The 18,875-nt window shown below is 69.6% G+C and carries 20 protein-coding genes and 1 pseudogene; 18 read left to right on the plus strand and 3 right to left on the minus strand.

Annotated features, from left to right (window positions below; all coding sequences use genetic code 11):
* The first annotated feature begins 1 nt into the window (after position 1).
* Positions 2-613: a flavin reductase family protein gene (locus tag QE452_RS12670; protein ID WP_309657525.1), complete on the plus strand. Its 612-nt coding sequence runs from the start codon at positions 2-4 to the stop codon at positions 611-613.
* On the opposite strand, the gene QE452_RS12675 is transcribed toward QE452_RS12670, so the two are convergent.
* Positions 591-1,868, minus strand: a complete 1,278-nt coding sequence (locus QE452_RS12675; RefSeq protein WP_309730127.1) for a cation:dicarboxylate symporter family transporter — start codon at positions 1,866-1,868, stop codon at positions 591-593. The two genes, QE452_RS12670 and QE452_RS12675, sit on opposite strands and share 23 nt — an antisense overlap.
* 45 nt (positions 1,869-1,913) lie before the next feature.
* On the opposite strand from QE452_RS12675, the gene glmM reads away from it, so the two are divergent.
* The 11 genes from glmM to QE452_RS12730 all read left to right on the plus strand — a co-directional run bounded on the left by glmM (position 1,914) and on the right by QE452_RS12730 (position 10,831).
* A complete protein-coding gene (gene glmM, locus QE452_RS12680) occupies positions 1,914-3,254 on the plus strand; it encodes a phosphoglucosamine mutase (RefSeq protein ID WP_309657523.1) in 1,341 nt (446 codons plus the stop codon).
* Complete coding sequence (locus tag QE452_RS12685; RefSeq protein WP_309657522.1) at positions 3,254-3,484, plus strand: DUF1272 domain-containing protein; 231 nt, start codon at positions 3,254-3,256, stop codon at positions 3,482-3,484. Before glmM ends, QE452_RS12685 begins: the two co-directional genes overlap by 1 nt.
* Positions 3,481-4,260, plus strand: coding sequence for a bifunctional hydroxymethylpyrimidine kinase/phosphomethylpyrimidine kinase (gene thiD / locus QE452_RS12690; protein ID WP_309657521.1), 780 nt, complete (start codon positions 3,481-3,483; stop codon positions 4,258-4,260). The genes QE452_RS12685 and thiD overlap by 4 nt, the downstream gene beginning before the upstream one ends.
* Entirely contained in the window at positions 4,248-4,856 is a 609-nt protein-coding gene (locus QE452_RS12695; RefSeq protein WP_309657520.1) for a ribonuclease HII, read from the plus strand. Before thiD ends, QE452_RS12695 begins: the two co-directional genes overlap by 13 nt.
* Before the next feature lie 250 nt (positions 4,857-5,106).
* A complete protein-coding gene (locus tag QE452_RS12700; RefSeq protein ID WP_309657519.1) occupies positions 5,107-6,255 on the plus strand; it encodes a site-specific DNA-methyltransferase in 1,149 nt (382 codons plus the stop codon).
* A gap of 287 nt (positions 6,256-6,542) precedes the next feature.
* Positions 6,543-6,749, plus strand: coding sequence for a cold-shock protein (locus QE452_RS12705; protein WP_125994741.1), 207 nt, complete (start codon positions 6,543-6,545; stop codon positions 6,747-6,749).
* A gap of 135 nt (positions 6,750-6,884) precedes the next feature.
* A complete protein-coding gene (locus tag QE452_RS12710; RefSeq protein ID WP_125994742.1) occupies positions 6,885-7,232 on the plus strand; it encodes a DUF6481 family protein in 348 nt (115 codons plus the stop codon).
* 8 nt (positions 7,233-7,240) lie between these two features.
* Entirely contained in the window at positions 7,241-7,909 is a 669-nt protein-coding gene (locus tag QE452_RS12715; RefSeq protein ID WP_309657518.1) for a spermidine synthase, read from the plus strand.
* A gap of 181 nt (positions 7,910-8,090) precedes the next feature.
* Positions 8,091-9,170, plus strand: coding sequence for a dihydropteroate synthase (gene folP, locus QE452_RS12720; protein ID WP_309657517.1), 1,080 nt, complete (start codon positions 8,091-8,093; stop codon positions 9,168-9,170).
* 75 nt (positions 9,171-9,245) lie between these two features.
* Positions 9,246-10,127, plus strand: coding sequence for a bestrophin family ion channel (locus QE452_RS12725; RefSeq protein ID WP_309657516.1), 882 nt, complete (start codon positions 9,246-9,248; stop codon positions 10,125-10,127).
* A 29-nt stretch (positions 10,128-10,156) separates the two neighbouring features.
* Positions 10,157-10,831, plus strand: a complete 675-nt coding sequence (locus QE452_RS12730) for an MBL fold metallo-hydrolase (protein WP_309657515.1) — start codon at positions 10,157-10,159, stop codon at positions 10,829-10,831.
* Positions 10,832-10,996: 165 nt separating this feature from the next.
* On the opposite strand, the gene QE452_RS12735 is transcribed toward QE452_RS12730, so the two are convergent.
* Entirely contained in the window at positions 10,997-12,637 is a 1,641-nt protein-coding gene (locus QE452_RS12735) for a M28 family metallopeptidase (RefSeq protein WP_309657514.1), read from the minus strand.
* A gap of 160 nt (positions 12,638-12,797) precedes the next feature.
* On the opposite strand from QE452_RS12735, the gene rpmF reads away from it, so the two are divergent.
* The 5 genes from rpmF (at position 12,798) to QE452_RS12760 (ending at position 15,824) form a co-directional block, all read left to right on the plus strand.
* On the plus strand, positions 12,798-12,977 hold the full coding sequence (rpmF, locus tag QE452_RS12740; RefSeq protein WP_055841808.1) for a 50S ribosomal protein L32: 180 nt from the start codon (positions 12,798-12,800) through the stop codon (positions 12,975-12,977).
* A gap of 25 nt (positions 12,978-13,002) precedes the next feature.
* Entirely contained in the window at positions 13,003-14,028 is a 1,026-nt protein-coding gene (gene plsX, locus QE452_RS12745; protein WP_309657513.1) for a phosphate acyltransferase PlsX, read from the plus strand.
* Entirely contained in the window at positions 14,025-14,990 is a 966-nt protein-coding gene (locus QE452_RS12750; RefSeq protein WP_309657512.1) for a beta-ketoacyl-ACP synthase III, read from the plus strand. Before plsX ends, QE452_RS12750 begins: the two co-directional genes overlap by 4 nt.
* Before the next feature lie 94 nt (positions 14,991-15,084).
* Entirely contained in the window at positions 15,085-15,393 is a 309-nt protein-coding gene (locus QE452_RS12755) for an integration host factor subunit alpha (protein WP_309657511.1), read from the plus strand.
* A 20-nt stretch (positions 15,394-15,413) separates the two neighbouring features.
* Positions 15,414-15,824: a MerR family transcriptional regulator gene (locus QE452_RS12760; protein WP_309657510.1), complete on the plus strand. Its 411-nt coding sequence runs from the start codon at positions 15,414-15,416 to the stop codon at positions 15,822-15,824.
* 234 nt (positions 15,825-16,058) lie between these two features.
* Here QE452_RS12760 and QE452_RS12765 read toward each other — a convergent pair whose 3' ends face one another.
* Positions 16,059-16,709 carry a PEPxxWA-CTERM sorting domain-containing protein gene (locus tag QE452_RS12765; protein ID WP_309657509.1) on the minus strand — a complete coding sequence of 217 codons (651 nt, stop codon included), beginning with the start codon at positions 16,707-16,709 and terminating at the stop codon, positions 16,059-16,061.
* Between the two features lie 339 nt (positions 16,710-17,048).
* On the opposite strand from QE452_RS12765, the pseudogene QE452_RS12770 reads away from it, so the two are divergent.
* Positions 17,049-18,835, plus strand: a pseudogene (locus QE452_RS12770) (AcrB/AcrD/AcrF family protein).
* Positions 18,836-18,875: the final 40 nt, after the last annotated feature.

Consider the following 18,875-nt stretch of genomic DNA (forward strand, 5'->3'; position numbering starts at 1 on the left):
TATGAACGAATGGCATTTCTACGAACCGGCAGCGGGTCACCGCCTGCCCCACGATCCGCTGAACGCGATCGTCGCCCCGCGCCCGATCGGCTGGATCTCGACGCTGGCGGCGGACGGGCGCGCCAATCTGGCCCCATACAGCTTCTTCAACCTGCTCAACTACAGCCCGCCGCTGATCGGCTTCTCGTCGATGGGGTGGAAGGATTCGGTCGCCAATGCGGAGGCGAGCGGCGAGTTCGTCTGGAACCTCGCCACCCGCGAGCTGGCCGATGCGATGAACGCCACCGCCACCGCCGACAAGGTGGACGAGTTCGACCATGCCGGTCTGGCCAAGGCGCCGTCGCGCGTCGTCGCCACCCCGCGCGTCGCCGCCAGCCCGGTCAGCTTCGAATGCCGGGTCAGCCAGATCGTGCGGCTGGAGACCAAGGAGGGTCGTACGCTCGACCAGTGGCTGGTGATCGGCGAGGCGGTCGGCATCCATATCGCCTGCGCCCTGCTGGAAGACGGCATCTACCAGACGGCCCGCGCCCGCCCGATCAGCCGGGGCGGCGGCCCCGCCGATTATTTCGAGACGACCGAGGCGACGCTGTTCAGGATGCGGCGTCCGGGCTGACCGCTTCGACCGGGCCGCTCCACCGCGCGACGATGCGGGTGACGGCGACGTCCATCGTGACATTGCCGACCGTGCGGAACAGGTCGGGGATCGTCTCCACCGCGATCAACAGGCCCAGCGCCTCGATCGGCACGCCCATCGCCAGCGCGACCGGCGCGACCGAGGCGATGAAGCTGACCGTGCCGGGCAGGCTGACCGAGCCCATGGTGGTGATCGCCGCCGTCGCCACCCCGGCGGCGAGCGCGCCCGGCCCGATCGGCGTGCCGACCAGATGCGCGACATAGAGTGCGACGGCCAGGTTCATCGCCGGGCTGGTCGCGCGGAAGATCGCCACCGCGATCGGCAGGACGATGCCGGCAGTGGCGGCGGGCACGCCCAGCGTCTGGCTGGCGCGCAGCATGGCCGGCAGGCTGGCGAGCGAGCTTTGCGTCGACAGCGCCACCGCCTGCGCCGGCACGACGGTGCGGGCGAACTGGCCGGGAGCGATCCCGCCGACGATCCAGGCGAGCAGATAGGCGACGGCCAGCACCAGCAGGCCGATCGCGGAGACCGAGACGATGTAATGCGCCAGCGCCCCGAACGCCGCCGCCCCGGTGCGGGCGCCGACGCCATAGGCCAGGGCGAAGACGCCGACCGGCGCCAGCTTCAGCACCCAGCCGATGATGACCAGCATCGCATCGGTGATCGCCTGGAACAGGTCGACCAGCCGGGTCCGCTGCGCCGACGGCAGGCGCGCCACCGCGAAGGCGAAGGCGAGCGTGAAGACGGTGAGCGGCAGGAACGCGTCCGACGCGGCGGCGGCGACCGCGTTGGTCGGCACCAGCGTGTCGAAGAAGCGGGCCAGGGTCGGCACCTCCCCCACCGGCGCGACGCCGGCCAGGCTGGCGCGCAGCGACTCGCCCCAGCCCGGCGGCAGCGGCCAGAGCCGCAACAGCACCGGCATCACCAGGGCCGACAACAGCGTGGCCCCCCACAGGATCGCGACGAAGGCGAGGATCGCGCGCGCGGCGATCCGCCCGGCCCGCGCCGCCTCCGCCGCCGCCGCGATGCCGGTCACCAGCAGGCCGACGATCAGCGGCACGATCACCATCTGGAGCGCGTGCAGCCAGGCGGTGCCGAGCGGCTGGGTGACGGCGGCCAGTGCCGCCGCATGATCCGGCCGCCAGGCGGCCAGACCGATGCCGAGCAGCAGCCCGGCGATCAGGGCGAGAAGTATTCGGCTGGCCTGCGACATGCTCGCGCTATGATCTCCCATGCGCTATCCGGCGCGACGGAACGATAGGCGAGCGAAGACGGCAGCATGGCAAGGAAATATTTCGGCACCGACGGCATCCGTGGCGCGACCAACCAGGGCGCGATGACCGCGGCGATGGCGATGAAGGTCGGCATGGCGGCGGGCAGCCATTTCCTGCGCGGCGGCCACAAGCACCGGGTCGTGATCGGCAAGGACACGCGCCTGTCCGGCTATATGCTGGAATCGGCGCTGGTCGCGGGCTTCACGGCGGTCGGCATGGACGTGGTGATGACCGGGCCGCTGCCCACCCCCGCCATCGCGATGCTGACCCAGACGATGCGCGCCGACCTGGGCGTGATGATCTCCGCCAGCCACAATCCGTTCGCCGACAATGGCATCAAGCTGTTCGGCCCGGACGGGTACAAGCTGTCCGACGCCGATGAGGAGGCGATCGAGGCGCTGATCGACGGCGACGTGCCGCTGGTCCCCTCCGCGCAGATCGGCCGGGCGCGACGGATCGATGACGCCGCCGGCCGCTATATCCATTTCGCCAAGGCGACCTTCCCCACCGACTTGCGGCTCGACGGGATGAAGGTGGTGATCGATTGCGCGAACGGCGCAGGCTATAAGGTCGCGCCCGACGCGCTCTGGGAATTGGGCGCGGAGGTGATCGCGATCGGCGTGACCCCCAACGGCACCAACATCAACGACCGGGTCGGCTCCACCGCGCCCGAGACGCTGTCGGAGACGGTGGTCGCCAGCGGCGCGGACATCGGCATCGCGCTGGACGGCGATGCCGACCGGCTGATCGTGGTCGACGAGAAGGGCCGGGTGATCGACGGCGACCAGCTGATGGCGACGATCGCCGCCGGCTGGGCGCGGCGCGGGCGGCTGGCGGGCGGCGGGCTGGTCGCCACGGTCATGTCCAATCTGGGACTGGAGCGGCACTTGGCGGCGCAGGGGCTGGGGCTGATCCGCACCAAGGTCGGCGACCGCCATGTGCTGGAGGCGATGCGCGCGCGGGGCTTCAATGTCGGCGGCGAACAGTCGGGCCATATCATCCTGGCCGATTACGCGACCACCGGCGACGGGCTGATCGCCGCGCTCCAGGTGCTCGCCGAGGTGAAGCGCGCGGGCGCGCCGGCCAGCGAGGTGCTACACCGCTTCGACCCCCTGCCCCAATTGCTGAAGAACGTCCGCTTCGCGGGCGGCAAGCCGCTGGAGGCGGACAGCGTCCGGGCGGTGATCGCCGAGGCCGAGGCCGAGCTGAAGGGGCGCGGCCGGCTGGTCATCCGCCCGTCCGGCACCGAGCCGGTGATCCGGGTGATGGCGGAGGGCGACGACGCCGCCCAGGTCGAGCGGCTGGTCGATGCGATCTGCGACGCGGTGCGGGCGGCGGCGGCCTGATGCTGGCGATGCGCCCCGATTGCGAGCGTTGCGGCGCCGACCTGCCCCCGCAGGCGGGTGGCGCGTTCATCTGCTCGCTGGAATGCACCTTCTGCGCCGAATGCGCCGACGCGCTGGACGAACGCTGCCCCCATTGCGGCGGCGAGCTGCTCGACCGGCCGACCCGCAGCGGACAGGCGCTGCGCCAGCATCCGGCGGACACCGTGCGCCGCCACAAGGGCGGGTCGTGATCCCCCGCATCCTGATCGTCGCCGGTTCCGATTCGGGCGGCGGCGCGGGGATCCAGGCGGATATCCGCGCGGTGACGATGCTGGGCGGCCATGCCATGACCGCGATCACCGCGATCACCGCGCAGAACACGCTGGGCGTCCAGGCCGTGCATCCGGTGCCCCCCGCCATGGTCGCGCAGCAGATGACGAGCGTGCTGGACGATATCGGCGCGGACGCGGTCAAGATCGGCATGATCGGATCGGCCGCCATCGCCGAGACGGTCGCCGACCTGCTCGAACCGCTGGACGTGCCGATCGTGTTCGACCCGGTGATGATCGCCACCTCCGGCGCGACGCTGGCGGACGACGCCACCATCGCCGCCTTTCGCCGGCTGATGCGGATCGCCACCGTCGTCACCCCCAACCTGCCCGAACTGGCGGCGCTGGGCGGCGAGGCGGCGGTGCTGGCGCATGGCGGTTACCTGCTCGCCAAGGGTGGCCATGCCGAGGGCGAGATGGTGGTCGACCGGCTGATCGGCCCGCGGGGCGTCCTCGCCACCCTGCGCGGCCACCGGATCGACACGCGCCACAGCCATGGCACCGGCTGCACGCTGGCGAGCGCGCTGGCCACGGGTCTGGGCGCCGGGCTGCCGGTCGAGGTCGCGTTCGCCCGCGCCGTCCGCCTGGTCCGCGCCGCGCTCGCCGCCGCGCCGGGGCTGGGCGCGGGGCATGGCCCGATCGGCCATACGCTGGGCCTGGTGCCGTTCGACAGGCTGGAGGATGAATGCCCGGCCTGAAGCATGAGAAGCTCTGCCTGCCCCCCGTCGCCGGGGTGGACGAGGCGGGGCGCGGGCCGCTCGCCGGGCCGGTGGTCGCGGCGGCGGTGATCCTGCCCGCGAAGGGCGTGCCGCGCGGCCTGGACGATTCGAAGAAGCTGTCCGCCACCGAGCGCGCGCGGCTGTTCGGCCGGTTGCAGGACTGCGCCACGATCGGCCTGGGCATCGTCGAGCCGGAGGAGATCGATCGGCTCAACATCTATTGGGCGACGATGAAGGCGATGACGCTGGCGGTCGAGGCGCTGGGGGTCGATCCCGGCCATGTGCTGGTCGACGGCAATCGCCTGCCGCGCTGGACCTATCCGGCGACCGCGCTGATCGGCGGCGACGGCATCAGCGCGTCGATCGCCGCCGCCTCGATCATCGCCAAGCAGACGCGCGACCGGATGATGATCGAGCTGGCGGAGGCGCACCCCGAATATCACTGGCATTCGAACAAGGGCTATGGCTGCCCGCGCCACCTGGCGGCGCTGCGCGATCATGGCCCGACCCCGATTCACCGGCGGAGTTTCGCACCCGTTGCCCGCGCCTGCGCGCAGTTCGGCCTGCTCCTGTAGCGCTGATTCGGCGTCACCGCCGTTCGACTGGGCGCATTTTTTCGTCCGAAAGCCGGCTTGCCGGCCGCAGAGTCTTTCGCGTCACACCCACCACGGCTTGAGTCGGGCGATTCGCGCGACCGCAATATCTTGTCCCACCCCTGTAATGTTCCAAACGACTCGCGCGAATCCATGAGTCAAGGCTGCGACTCGGAAAGACTTGACGGATTCTCCGCCTCGGTCACTTTAAGGGCCGAACAAGGGGATTGAGATGGGGGCTATTCAGACGATCGCGCGGCCGGGCGCCAAGGCGAAGGGCCAGGCAAAGCCGGTTGCCGCGACGACCCCCGCCCCGATCGATCAGATCCTGATGGCCGACTGCATCTCGGCGATGCGGTCCCTGCCGGCCAAGTCGGTCGACATGGTCTTTGCCGATCCGCCCTACAATCTCCAGCTCGGCGGCGAGCTGTTCCGCCCCGATGGCAGCCATGTCGACGCGGTCACCGACGATTGGGACAAGTTCGACACCTTTGCCGCCTATGACGCCTTCACCCGCGCCTGGATGGCGGAGGCGCACCGGGTGCTGAAGGACAATGGCACGCTGTGGGTGATCGGCAGCTATCACAACATCTTCCGCGTCGGCACGGCGGTGCAGGACCTGGGCTTCTGGATCCTGAACGACATCGTCTGGCGCAAGGCCAACCCGATGCCGAACTTCCGCGGCACCCGTTTCACCAATGCGCATGAGACGCTGATCTGGGCGTCGAAGGGCGAGAAGGCGAAATACACCTTCAACTACCGCGCGATGAAGACGCTGAACGACGAGATCCAGATGCGCTCGGACTGGGAATTCCCGATCTGCGGCGGACAGGAGCGATTGAAGAAGGAGGGGCAAAAGGTCCACCCGACCCAGAAGCCGGAGGCGCTGCTCTATCGCATCCTGCTCGCCTGCACCAAGCCGGGGGACGTGGTGCTCGACCCGTTCTTCGGCACCGGCACCACGGGGGCGGTCGCCAAGCGGCTGAAGCGCCACTGGATCGGCATCGAGCGCGAGCCCGGCTATTGCGCCGCCGCCGCCGAGCGGATCGAGGCGGCGCTGCCGCTCGACGAATCGGCGCTGGCGACGATGATGAGCCCGCGCCAGCAGCCCAAGGTGCCGTTCGGCAAGCTGGTCGAGATCGGCTATCTCGCCCCCGGTGCGGTGCTGGTCGACGACAAGCGCCGCTTCCGCGTGGTGGTGCGCGCCGATGGCTCGCTTGCCAGCGCGTGCGGGCTGACCGGCTCGATCCACAAGCTCGGCTCGCTGCTGCGCAAGACGCCGGCCTGCAATGGCTGGACCTTCTGGCACCACGAGGAAAAGGGCGTGCTCAAGCCGATCGACACGCTGCGCCAGACCTATATCCTGGCGACCCAGCCCTAAGGACAGGCTCCACCTTCGGAGAACGTCGCCGCGATCACCCCCCCGTCATCGCGTCGCTACGCGCGCGGTGACGACAGGCCATCACGGGGATCGGCCGGCATCACGCCAATTCCCAAGCCCCCCCTTCAAAAATCCGACGCTTTGGTGTATCACCCGTCTCGCTGACGTCGCATGCGACGGATATCGGGCCGCTTCGGCTCTCCCCTTTGTCCCTTTCTAGCCTCGCCGTAGCCGGGATGCGCCGCGTTTGGCGTATGCCCGTCCTCCATGGGACAAAGGATACCCATATGATCACCGGAACCGTCAAATTCTTCAACGCCGACAAGGGCTATGGCTTCATCGCACCGGAAACCGGCGGCGACGACGCGTTCGTCCACATCTCGGCCGTCGAGCGCGCCGGCATGGCGACGCTCGATCGCGACCAGCGCGTGTCCTACGAGCTGGAAACCGATCGCCGCGGCAAGACCTCGGCCGTCAACCTGCAACAGGCCTGACCCGCTCCGGTCCGCACCGTCCCGGACGGTGCGGACCATCCCTTCCTCCAACACAGACGTGTCGTCGGCCTCGGAACCGCCTATATTGCGACCGATTCGACTCGCACCCCCAAAGACAGGATAATCACGAGCCTTATGGCTGCATTCAAACTTCCCACGTTCCAGGACCGTCAGGCCGCCGCCGCCAAGGCGAAGAGCGATGCGCTCGCCAAGCTGCGCGACAAGCCGCCGGTCGACGAAGCCGCCGTCGCGGCCCGCGCCGCCAAGCGCCAGGAGAAGGAAGCCGCCGCCGCCGCCAAGCGCGAGGCGCAGCGCCTTGAGCGTGAGCAGGCCGCCGAGGCCAAGCGCGCCCGCGCCGCCGAGGCCGCCGAGCAGGAGGCCGCCGCCGCCGCCAAGGTGAAGCCGGCGCTGACGCCCGAGGAGCAGAAGGCGCTGCGCGACGCGCGCTACGCCGCCCGCAAGCAGCGCAAGTCGGGCAAGTAAGCCGCCCGATGACGCCCCGCGAGCTGATCGACACCGCCGCCGTCCCCGGCGGCGAGGATCTCCGCCTGTTCCGGCGCGGCGACGACTATATGATCGTGCTCGATCGCAACGAGCTGATGAACAGCCGCATGAGCGGGTCCGAGGAAGCCCTGGCGACCATGACCTGCGAGCGGCTGGACAGCCCCGCGCCCCGGCTGCTGATCGGCGGCTATGGCATGGGCTTCACGCTGCGCGCGGCGCTGGGCGTGCTGCCCGCCGACGCGCGGGTCACCGTCGCCGAATTGGTGCCGGAGATCATCGCCTGGGCCCGCGGGCCGATGGCGGCGCTCACCGCCGGCGGGCTGGACGACCCGCGCGTCCATCTGGCGATGGGCGATGTGGCGCGGGCGATCGAGATCGCGCGGAGCGATTACGACGCGATCCTGCTCGACGTGGACAATGGCCCGGACGGGCTGACCCGCGCCGGCAATGACGGCCTCTATTCGGCGCGCGGCCTGGCCAGCGCCAAGCTGGCACTCAAGCCGGGCGGCATCCTGGCCGTCTGGTCCGCCGCGCCCGACACCGCCTTCGCCCGGCGGCTGCGCAATGCCGGCTTCGACACCGACGAGGTCGCGGTCCGCGCCCGCTCCAACGGCAAGGGCGCGCGCCACGTCATCTGGTTCGCCCGCAAGCCCTGAACATTCGCGCGCCTGCCCTTCCGGCGACGGCAGGGCCTTGGCGACCGTCTGCACCATGGTCCTGCGAACGCAGGATCCGGGATCACACGCGGCATAAGCCCTTGTCCGGCTTGCCCAGCGCACATCACGGATCATGCCGTCCCCCTTGACCCGGCGGGCGCGAGCGGGTGGAGCGTAGGCCGTGGCCGATCCGATCCTCCTTCTCCGCCCCGTCCAGTTCGTCGACACGCCGATCGGTGCGCCCGAGGGCAGCGTCGCCCGGCTCGCCGGCGGGATGCAGTGGTTCGCCGCCTATGAGGTGACGGAGCCGGGCGGCCGCCGCATCGTGCCGCTCGCCGACCTGGCGTCGCTGGGCGAACGGGCGCGCCTTCTGCACGACCGGATCACCGCCCCCCGCCCGCCCATGGCGTTGGGCGCGCGCACCTTGCGCTTCGACCAGCCGCAGGTCGCCGCCATCCTCAACGTCACGCCCGACAGCTTCTCGGACGGCGGCCGCCATGTGGGCGATCCCGCCGCCGCGGCCGCCGCCGGGCACGACCTGCTCGCCGCCGGCGCGGCGCTGATCGACCTGGGCGGCGAGTCGACCCGTCCCGGCGCGGCGCTGGTCTGGGAGGAGGAGGAGGCCTCGCGCATCCGCCCGGTCGTCGAGCGACTGGCGGCAGCAGGTGCGCTGGTGTCGATCGACACGCGCAAGGCGCTGGTGATGGAGGCGGCGCTGGCGGCCGGCGCGGCGATCGTCAACGACGTGTCGGCGCTGTCGTGGGACGACCGCGCCATGCAGGTGGTGGCCGGGGCCGGCTGTCCGGTCATCCTGATGCACTCGCCCGATCCCCGACAGGGCGGCCATGGCCGGGTCGCCTATCGCGACGTGGTGGCGGAGGTCTTCGCCTGGCTGGAGGCGCGGATCGACGCCTGCGTCGCCGCCGGCATCGGCCGATCGCAGATCCTGGTCGATCCCGGCATCGGCTTCGGCAAGTCGCTCGGCGACAATCTGGCGCTGGTCAACGGCCTGGCCGCCTTTCACGGCCTGGGCTGCCCGATCATGCTGGGCGCCAGCCGCAAGCGGCTGATCGGCGCCTTGTCCGACGAAGCGCCGGTCGACCGGCGGCTGGGCGGCAGCGTGGCGCTGGCGCTGAAGGGCGCGGAGGCCGGGGTGCAGCTGCTCCGGGTCCATGACGTGCCGGAAACCGTGCAGGCGCTGAAGGTGTGGCGGGGCCTGCGCGACCAGGCGCTCACCCGTCCGGAACGCACCCATGTTTGAAAATCATGTGAACCCGCGCATCGATGCGACGTTACGTCCTGACCGGACCTAGCCCAGCGAACAAGGAGCCGATTGTTGATCGTCGACGCCACCCCCCGCCTGAAGTTCATCGTTTCTGAAGTCTGGCGCCCGCTGCTCGGTCTGTTCGTCTGGGACTGTATCGTCACCGTCACCTATTTCGTGCTGCCCTTCAAGGCGCCGTCGCTGCCGCTGACCCTGTTCGGCTCGGCGCTGGCGCTGTTCCTCGGCTTTCGCGACAACAGCGCCTATCAGCGCTGGTGGGAGGGCCGCGTGCTGTGGGGGGCGATGATCAACGCCTCGCGCAACCTGGCCCGCGCCGCGCGCAACTTCCTGCCCGACGAGGCGCGCGACCTGAAACGGTCGATCGTGCTGCGCCAGGTCGCCTATGTGAACGCGCTACGCTGCCAATTGCGTCGCCAGCCGCGGGACGAGGAAGTGCTGCACTATCTGTCGCGGGGCGAGGCGGAGCCTGCGCTGGCGCGCGTCAACACCGCCAACGGCCTGCTCGATGGCACCGGCCGGCGGATCGAGGATGCGCGCAAGAAGGGCTGGATCGACACCATCCAGCAGGCGTCGCTGGAGCGCATCCTGGTCGACATCGCCAATGCGCAGGGTGGCATGGAGCGGCTGAAGAACACGCCGCTGCCCAACCAGTATCGCTTCTTCCCCGCCTTCTTCACGCGGCTGTTCTGCATCCTGCTGCCGATCGGGCTGGTCGAGACGCTGGGCTTCGCGACGCCGATCGGCTCGACCATCGCGGGCCTGATGTTCCTCGCCATCCTCCAGATCGGCGACGACTTGGTCGATCCCTTCGCCAACACCATCCACGACGTGCCGCTGACCGCCATGTGCCGGACGATCGAGATCGACTTGCTCCAGGCGATCGGCGACGAAGCGCCCGAACCGAAGACGCCGGTGCAGGGCATCCTCTGGTGACCGGCGATCGGCGGGCGTAAGGACGAATCATGACCGACACGCCCCCCGACGCGATGCCGCTGCGCGCCGCCATCATCCTCGTCACACCGCTCCAGCAGAATTGCACGCTGATCTGGTGCACGCGGACGATGAAGGCGGCGGTGGTCGATCCCGGCGGCGACCTGCCGCGAATCCATGATGCGATTCGCCAGGCCGGCGTGACGGTGGAGAAGATCCTGCTCACCCATGGCCATATCGACCATGCCGGTGAGGCCAAGCCGCTCGCCGACGCGCTGGGCGTGCCGATCGAGGGGCCGCACGAGGCGGACCGCTTCTGGATCGCGCGGCTGGACGAGGACGGCCGCAATTACGGCATCCGCGGCGTGGTGTTCGAACCCGACCGCTGGCTGGACGATGGCGACACGGTGACGATCGGCGACCTGACGCTCGACGTCTATCTCACCCCCGGTCACACGCCGGGCCATGTGATCTTCCATCATGCCCCCTCGCGCTTCGCGCAGGTCGGCGACGTGCTGTTCCAGGGATCGATCGGCCGCACCGACTTTCCGCTCGGCAGCCATGACGACCTGATCCGCTCGGTCCGCGAGAAACTGTGGCCGCTGGGCGATGTCGCCTTCGTGCCGGGCCACGGCCCCGCCAGCACCTTCGCGCATGAGCGGCGGACCAATCCGTTCGTGGGCGATGCGGTGCTGGGGTTGGGGTAAGAGCTCTAGCCGCTGGGGTTGGCATAGAAGCTCTACCTGTTCCCCGGCGAAGGCCGGGGCCCAGTTGGGGGGCGATCATGACGACGGGCAGCGGTCCGTTACCAAGGCCGTTCCAACTGGGCCCTGGCCTTCGCCGGGGAACAGGAGGAGAGTAACGGCTCCGCCTTACCGCCTCCGCGCCGCCGCGCTTTCCGCCCGCACGGCCCGGAACTCGGAGCCTTGCCGCCATTCCGGCCAGTCGCTGCCCCGCGCCAGGTCGAAGCCGACGCGGCGGATCAGGTCGACATCGGCCGCAGCACCACGCAGATCCCACTCTTTCGACCAGGCGTCACAGGTCTGGTGGTAGCAGCGCATATAGCCGTCCAGCCAGGCCTGCCCCGCCGTCCGGCCGCCCTCGACCAGGTCGGGCGCACCGCTGATCGCCATCAGCAGCAGCGTCGGCACGCCCCGCCGCGCGACCGAGAAGTGATCGGCCCGGTAGAACAGCCCGCGCTCCGGCAGCGCCTCGGGCGTCACCACCCGGCCCTGCGCCCGCGCGGCGGCCGCCAGCCGGTCCTCCAGCGCATTCTGCCCCTGCCCGACCAGCAGTACGTCACGCGACGGCCCGGCGGTCTGGAGGATGTCGAGCGTCAGATTGGCGACCGTGGTCGCGGCGGGATAGATCGGATCGGCGGCATAGGTCTCGGAGCCCAGCAGCCCGCGCTCCTCGCCGGTCCACAGCGCGAACACCTGGCTGCGCGCCGGACGCGGGCCCTTGGCGGCGGCCCGCGCAATCTCCAGCACCCCGGCGACGCCCAGCGCGTCGTCGTTCGCGCCCGGCCGGATCGTCCGCCCCTCCGTATCCGGCGCGCCGATGCCATAGGCATCCCAATGCGCGCCGTACATCACCACCTCGCCCGGCCGCGACGTGCCCGGCAGCTTCGCCAGCACGTTGCGGCTTTCCGCCCGAGTCACCGCGACGGGCAGGTCGGCGGAGAAGCCCGTCCCCGGAATCGGCACCGGGCGGAAATCGCTGCGCCGCGCCGCCTTGCGCAGGGCGGCCAGGTCCAGCCCCGCCGCCTGGAACAGCCGCGTGGCCGCGCCCCCCTCGATCCAGCCCTGCAACGCGACGCGCGGCGCGGGCGGGCGGGCGACATCGTAATTTTCGCCGGCCGGCGCGGTCACCGTCGCCCAGCCATAGCCGGCCCCCGGCGTGTCATGGACGATCAGCGCCGCCACCGCGCCGCGCCGCGCCGCCTCCTCGAACTTATAGGTCCAGCGGCCATAATAGGTCATCCGCCGTCCGCCGAACCGGCCGGTCGAATCGTCGCCCGCCGCCGCCTCGAAATCCGGATCGTTGACCAGGAAGACCGCGACCTTGCCCTTCAGGTCGACACCCTTGAAGTCGTCCCAGTTCTGCTCGGGCGCGGACACGCCGTAGCCGACAAAGACCAGAGGGGCGTCCTTCACCGTCTCGCGCGAGTCCGGCCGCACGCTGCTCAGATACACGTCGCGGCCCTGCGTCCAGGCAGTGCCATTGGCGGAGACCGGCCCATCGCCGATCCGGGTGCGGATCAGCGGCACGGCCTGGGTCCACTGCCCGTCCCGGCCGCCGGGTTGCAGGCCCATCGCCTTGAACTGCGCGACCAGCCAGTCGATCGTCTTCGACTCGCCCGGCGTCCCTGGCGCACGGCCCTGGAACGACTCGGACGCCAGGGTCCGGACGTCGGCGGACAGCCGGTCGGGCGAGACGGGGGATGGCGCGGCCGGCGCGGCTCCAGTTAGCAGCGGGGTCAGGACAAGCAGGGCTGGTGTCAGGATTTTCATGTGCAGGACCCTGCCCGGGTGTTGGGATACTTGCAACAATGACCGAAATCGCTATAGCGCCACGCTTCGCGATGCGTCCGGCATATCGGTGCGGCCCGCTGTGGCCGGACTGTCATGTCGTGCGCATTCCAATCTGTTCCACGTCGAATAAGGTGCCGCAATGGCCGTCCCCAAGAGAAAGACTTCGCCCTCCAAGCGCGGCATGCGCCGTGGCCACGACTCGCTGACCGTCGCGGCGTTCCAGGAATGCCCGAACTGCGGCGAACTGAAGCGTCCGCACGTGCTGTGCGGCGCATGCGGCCACTATAACGGCCGCGAGGTCGTTTCGGTCGAGGCCTAACCGCCGGATCGATCGGAGTAACCGGATGACCGACCAGCCCTGGATCGCCGTCGATGCGATGGGCGGCGACGAGGGGCTGGAGGTGATGCTTGCGGGCGTCGCCCGGGCGCGGCGTCGCTTCGAAGGCCTGCATTTCTTCCTGGTGGGCGACACGGACCAGATTCGGGCGGGGCTGAAAGCCCATCCGAATCTGTCCGCCAATTCCGAGATCGTCCACGCCCCCGAGGTCGTCGGGTCCAGCGAAAAGCCCAGTCAGGCGATTCGCCGGTCCAAGGTGACCTCGATGGGCATCGCCATCGACCTGGTCAAACAGGGTCGCGCCGCCGCCATGGTGTCGTCGGGCAATACCGGCGCGCTGATGGCGATGGCGAAGCTGTCGCTGCGCATGCTGCCCGGCATCGACCGGCCCGCGCTGGCGGCCCCCCTTCCCACGCTTGGCGACAATGACGTGGTGATGCTCGACCTGGGTGCCAATACCGAGGTGGATGCGCGCAACCTCGTCCAATTCGCGGTGATGGGCGCCGCCTATGCCCGGATCATCCTCGACCTCGAACGGCCGCGCGTCGCGCTGCTGAACATCGGGTCGGAGGACCAGAAGGGCACCGACTGGATTCGCGAGGCCGCCGCCGAACTGCGCGCCGCCACGCACCTCCCCCTGCAATTCACCGGCTTCGTCGAGGGCGACAAGCTGGCGCGCGGCCATGTCGACGTGATCGTCTGCGACGGCTTCGCCGGCAATATCGCGCTCAAGACCGCGGAGGGCACCGCCCGGTTCGTCGGCGACCTGCTGAAGCGCGCCTTCACCAGCTCGGTCCGCTCGAAACTGGGCTTCCTGATCTCGCGGCCGGCGACGCAGCTGCTGCGCGACCATCTCGACCCCAACAACCATAATGGCGCGGTCTTCCTGGGCCTGAAAGGGATCGTGGTGAAGAGCCATGGAAGCGCCAACGAGCTGGGCGTCGCCACCGCGATCGCCAATGCCGCCAAGCTGGCGCGCGCCGACCTCACCCGCCGCATCGCCGAGGATCTCGGCCTGGAGCATGTCGCATGATCCGTTCGGTCGTCAACGGCACCGGTTCCGCCCTGCCCGCCCGGCGGGTGTCCAATGCGGAGCTGGCCGAGCAGGTCGACACCAGCGACGAATGGATCGTCGAGCGTACCGGCATCCGCTTCCGCCACCTGGCCGGACCGGGCGAGACGACGGCGACGCTGGCGGCCGATGCCGCACGCGCGGCGCTGGCGGCGGGTGGTCATAGCGCGCAGGATATCGACCTGATCGTGCTGGCGACCGCCACGCCCGACCAGACCTTTCCTGCCACCGCCACCAAGGTGCAGGCGATGCTGGGCATCGACGATTGCGTCGCGTTCGACGTGGCGGCGGTCTGCTCCGGCTTCCTCTATGCGGTGCAGGTCGCCGATTCGATGCTGCGCGCCGGCGTCCATGCCCGTGCGCTGGTGATCGGTGCGGAGACGTTCAGCCGCATCCTCGACTGGGAGGACCGCACCACCTGCGTCCTGTTCGGCGACGGCGCGGGCGCGATCGTGCTGGAGGCGCAGGACGTGGCCGAGGACGGGCGCGGCATCCTCGCCACCCGCCTCCATGCCGACGGCCGCCACAATGAGCTGCTCTATGTCGATGGCGGCCCCTCCACCACCGGCACGGTCGGCAAGCTGCGGATGAAGGGGCGCGAGGTGTTCCGCCACGCCGTCACCAACCTGGCGGCGGTGATGGGCGAGGCGCTGGCGCTCGCCGGACTGAAGACCGAGGATGTCGACTGGGTGGTGCCGCATCAGGCCAATGCCCGCATTCTCGACGCCACCGCCCGCAAGCTCGCCCTCGCGAGCGAGAAGGTGATCGTGACCGTCGATCGCCATGCCAACACCTCCGCCGCCTCGGTGCCGCTGGCGCTGGACGTGGCGGTGCGCGACGGACGCATCCGACAGGGCGATATCGTGGTGCTGGAGGCGATGGGCGGCGGCTTCACCTGGGGCGCAGCAATCGTCCGCTTCTGAGACACTTGCGGACGTTTGCATAACCTAGAGCATAAAAGTCTTTTTATCGGGAACGGTATCTGATATTCGCCCGTCAGCTTTGGGGGAATACGGTATGCACGAAGCAGGTACATTGACCCGGGCCGATCTGGCCGAATCGCTGCACCATGAGGTCGGACTGAGCCGCGCCGATTCGGCCCGGATCGTCGAGCAGATCCTGAACGAGATGTGCGGGGCGCTGAGCCACGGCCAGAACGTCAAGATCTCCGGTTTCGGCACCTTCGTCCTGCGCGACAAGGGCGAACGGATCGGCCGCAATCCCAAGACCGGGGTCGAGGTGCCGATCGCGCCGCGCCGGGTCCTCACCTTCCGCGCCAGCCAGATGATGCGCGATCGCATCGTCGAAGCCTCCGCCGCCGCCTGATCGATCCGGGGGGAACGATCATGGCACGGCCCCGAACCGCATCTACCATCGCCGCCGCCGGCAACGGCCTGACCCTCAAGTCGATCGGCGAATTGTCGGCGGAAACCGGCATCCCGCATCATGTGCTGCGCTACTGGGAAACCCGGTTCGACCAGTTGCGCCCGGTCACGCGGGCCGGCAATCGCCGCTATTATCGGCCCGAACATGTCGCCCTGGTCAAGCGGATCAACATGCTGCTGCATGAGCAGGGCTATACGATCCGCGGCGTGCGGCACCTGCTGGAAACGGGCGACACATCCCGGTCGAAGCCGGTCGCGGCCCAACCGGTCCTGCCCGCCCCGGTCGAAAGCGCGCCGTTGCAAGTGATGCTGTCGGTGCGGAACGGGCTGTCGGCCGCCCTCGCCGCCGACGAGGCCCGCCGCCTGCGCTAGAGCAGGATGACGGCTTGGGTTATCCCAAGCTGTCACTGCGAGCGCAGCGAAGCAATCTAGGGCGTCACGCACGCGGCTGCGGATCGCTTCGCTCCCCTCGCAATAACCATCTCAAGCCGAGGTCATGTCATCCGGCGCTAGATACGCGAAAGCCGCCGCTCCCCGAAGGGAACGACGGCTTTCTCGCCCCATCGATCACGCGACGCCTGCCGCGCGATCGATCGAGGCCGCGCTTCAGGCGAAGCTGGCGGCGGTCTTGCGACGGCGATAGCGCGCCGCGCCACCGACCATGCCGAAGCCGACCAGCATCAGCGCCCAGGTCGACGGCTCGGGAACGCTGAACACGATGTTGTCGGTCTCGAGCGAGTTGCTGCCGCTGCTGAGCGTCAGGCCACCCAGCGACTGACCGGCACCCGCGAAGAAGGTGACGCGGCGGTTGGTGCGCGGCACGTCCTGGTTGCCATCGGCGGGGACGACGAACTGCGAACCGGTATAGGTGGCGAGCACCGCACCGGTCGTGCTCAGCACGCGGACGGTGTTGTACGCATCGATCGAGCCTAGGAACAGGCTGATCGACTGATAGCCCATGCCGGTGCTCGCCAGCGTGGCGGCGCCGCCACCCAGGACCGACAGATAGGCCGAGCCATCGCTGAACGCCGGACGCGCACCGGTCGATGCGGCCTCGGCATTGCTGACGATATAGCCCGAGCCGGTCAGCGTGAAGCCGGTGGGCACGGTCGTGCCGTTGTTGAAGTCGACCACCGTGCCACCGGCCGGCGCGGCGAAGGTCGCCGTGCTGCCGAGCTGGGTGGTGAAGGAAACGGCATAGGCCGGCGATGCGACAGCAGTCAGCGCGGCCGCGGCAACGGCGAATTTCTTGATCATGACAACCCCTTTCATGCGGTGCCCCCGAGCCTCTCCGGACCCCCCGGTCGTCGTCGGTGCAACGCTGCCCTAATGGAGTTTCAGATGTAGAAGTTCCTGAATAATTCGTAAATTCCAAATGGTTCCATGGCCTTGCTCGAATTCGGCACAGAAGATCAAACCGGGCTAACCCATGTCATGAGGAACCTTCTTGCCATTGGCGCGTGCGCTCCGGCGCGGGAACGGACGATCATTATCGCCGGGCGATTCACGAGCCGGCCCTGCCCCATTGCCGGTGACGTGCGCCGCCACTAAGCGCTCGGCTTTGCCGCTCGCGCGGCGTCAGGGAAGGACGGATAGGTGATCGCAACCGGTTCGACGGGATTGCGCCGCGATGTGGAGCAGCGCTGGGTCGCGCTGGTCCTGATCGCGTGGCTGGCGGTCACCGCCTGGTTCCTGCATGAGCGCTGGACCGCGATCCGCTGGCTGTCGCTCGGCGATACCGACGACAATATGCGGCTGATGCAGGTCCGCGCCTGGCTGGGCGGCCAGGGCTGGTACGACCTGCGCCAGTATCGGATGAACCCGCCCGCCGGGTTCGACATCCATTGGAGCCGCATCGTCGACCTGCCGATTGCCGGGCTGATCCTGTTCTTCCGCCTGTTCGTGTCGCCGAGCTGGGCGGAGCGGCTGGCCTGCGGCCTCGCCCCGCTGCTGCCGCTGTCGGTGGTGATGCTGGCACTGGCCGCCACCGTCCGCCGCCTGGTCGCGCCGATCGCCTGGCCGCTGGCTCTGATCGTACTGGTATCGAGCTGCGGCGCGACGATGCTGATGTTCATGCCGGAGCGGATCGACCATCATAACTGGCAGCTCGCCTGTCTGGCGGTGACCGTGGCCGGGCTCAGCGACCCGCGCCAGGGCCGGGGCGGGTTGCAGGTCGGGCTGGCAAGCGCGGTGTCGCTGTCGATCGGGCTGGAAATGCTGCCCTATGCCGCCATGGCCGGCGCAATCATCGCGCTGCGCTGGATCTGGACGCCCGGCGAGGCGAAACGGCTGGCCGTCTATGCGCTGACGCTGGGCGGCGGCGGCGGGCTCGGCTTCCTGCTTTTCGCGTCCTACGCCAACCGCGTGATGCGCTGCGACGCGCTGACCCCGGTGTGGCTGAGCGTGCTGGTGGTGGCCGGCGCGCTGCTGCTGGCGATGGCGCTATGGTCGCCGCGATCGCTGGCGGTGCGGCTGGGGCTGGCGGTGCTGGCGGGCGCGGTGATCGCGGTCGGCTTCGCGCTCCTCTTCCCGCAATGCCTGGGGCGGCCCGAGCAGGTCAGCCCCGAACTGGCGCGCAACTGGCTGGACAATGTCCGGGAGGCCAAGCCGCTCTACAAGCACCCGTTCCGCGTCGCCTTCCCGATCGCGACGCTGCCGGTGATCGGGCTGATCGGCGCGCTGGTCGCCGCCTGGCGGGCGCGTCGCCAGCCGAGCGCGGTGGGCTGGACCGCCGTGGCGCTGTTCACCAGCTTCGCGGTCGCGATGCTTGCGTGGCAGGCGCGCGCGCGGGGCCGGCGGCGCAGATGCTGGCGGTGCCGGGCGCAGTGGCGCTGGCGGCGATGATCCTGCCCTGGCTCCTCAACCACCGCTCGCCGCTGGTGCGGGTTGGCGGGCCGGTGGCGGCGTTCGTGGTGCTGACCGGCATGTTCGCCGGGCTGGCGATCAAGTGGCTGCCGATCGACCGGCCGAGCAGCTATACGCGCCGCGTCAACGCCGCGACGGGCGAATGCCTGCGCACTTCGCGCCTGCTGACGCTGAACCGGGTGCCGGCGGCGACCGTCTTCACCTTTGTCGACCTGGGGCCGCGCCTCATCACCATCACCCATCACGACGCCATCGCCGGCCCCTATCACCGCAATGGCGACGCGATCCTCGACGTGCAGCACGCCTTCGGCCGCGGCCCGGCGGAGGCGCGGGCGATCATGAAGCGGCATGGCGCGACGATGCTGCTGGTCTGCCCGAACATGGCGGAGGCGACCATCTATCGCGCGCGCAATCCCGGCGGCTTCTACGACCGGCTGGCGCATGGCGCGACGTTCGACTGGCTGACGCCGGTGCCGCTGGTGAAGGGTTCGCCCTATCGGATGTTCCGGATCTCCTGATCCGGGGCGCGGAGCCCGACACGCTCCGCACCCACCACCC

This window comes from Sphingomonas sp. SORGH_AS_0438 (genome assembly GCF_031453475.1).
Classification (GTDB): Bacteria; Pseudomonadota; Alphaproteobacteria; order Sphingomonadales; family Sphingomonadaceae; genus Sphingomonas.

Bases quoted from the DNA above. Each gene is read 5' to 3' on its own strand.
- QE452_RS12670 (WP_309657525.1), top strand. From the start codon at position 2: ATGAACGAATGGCATTTCTACGAACCGGCAGCGGGTCACCGCCTGCCC.
- QE452_RS12675 (WP_309730127.1), bottom strand. From the start codon at position 1,868: ATGGGAGATCATAGCGCGAGCATGTCGCAGGCCAGCCGAATACTTCTC.
- glmM (WP_309657523.1), top strand. From the start codon at position 1,914: ATGGCAAGGAAATATTTCGGCACCGACGGCATCCGTGGCGCGACCAAC.
- QE452_RS12685 (WP_309657522.1), top strand. From the start codon at position 3,254: ATGCTGGCGATGCGCCCCGATTGCGAGCGTTGCGGCGCCGACCTGCCC.
- QE452_RS12695 (WP_309657520.1), top strand. From the start codon at position 4,248: ATGCCCGGCCTGAAGCATGAGAAGCTCTGCCTGCCCCCCGTCGCCGGG.
- QE452_RS12700 (WP_309657519.1), top strand. From the start codon at position 5,107: ATGGGGGCTATTCAGACGATCGCGCGGCCGGGCGCCAAGGCGAAGGGC.
- QE452_RS12705 (WP_125994741.1), top strand. From the start codon at position 6,543: ATGATCACCGGAACCGTCAAATTCTTCAACGCCGACAAGGGCTATGGC.
- QE452_RS12710 (WP_125994742.1), top strand. From the start codon at position 6,885: ATGGCTGCATTCAAACTTCCCACGTTCCAGGACCGTCAGGCCGCCGCC.
- QE452_RS12715 (WP_309657518.1), top strand. From the start codon at position 7,241: ATGACGCCCCGCGAGCTGATCGACACCGCCGCCGTCCCCGGCGGCGAG.
- QE452_RS12730 (WP_309657515.1), top strand. From the start codon at position 10,157: ATGACCGACACGCCCCCCGACGCGATGCCGCTGCGCGCCGCCATCATC.
- QE452_RS12735 (WP_309657514.1), bottom strand. From the start codon at position 12,637: ATGAAAATCCTGACACCAGCCCTGCTTGTCCTGACCCCGCTGCTAACT.
- rpmF (WP_055841808.1), top strand. From the start codon at position 12,798: ATGGCCGTCCCCAAGAGAAAGACTTCGCCCTCCAAGCGCGGCATGCGC.
- plsX (WP_309657513.1), top strand. From the start codon at position 13,003: ATGACCGACCAGCCCTGGATCGCCGTCGATGCGATGGGCGGCGACGAG.
- QE452_RS12750 (WP_309657512.1), top strand. From the start codon at position 14,025: ATGATCCGTTCGGTCGTCAACGGCACCGGTTCCGCCCTGCCCGCCCGG.
- QE452_RS12755 (WP_309657511.1), top strand. From the start codon at position 15,085: ATGCACGAAGCAGGTACATTGACCCGGGCCGATCTGGCCGAATCGCTG.
- QE452_RS12760 (WP_309657510.1), top strand. From the start codon at position 15,414: ATGGCACGGCCCCGAACCGCATCTACCATCGCCGCCGCCGGCAACGGC.
- QE452_RS12765 (WP_309657509.1), bottom strand. From the start codon at position 16,709: ATGATCAAGAAATTCGCCGTTGCCGCGGCCGCGCTGACTGCTGTCGCA.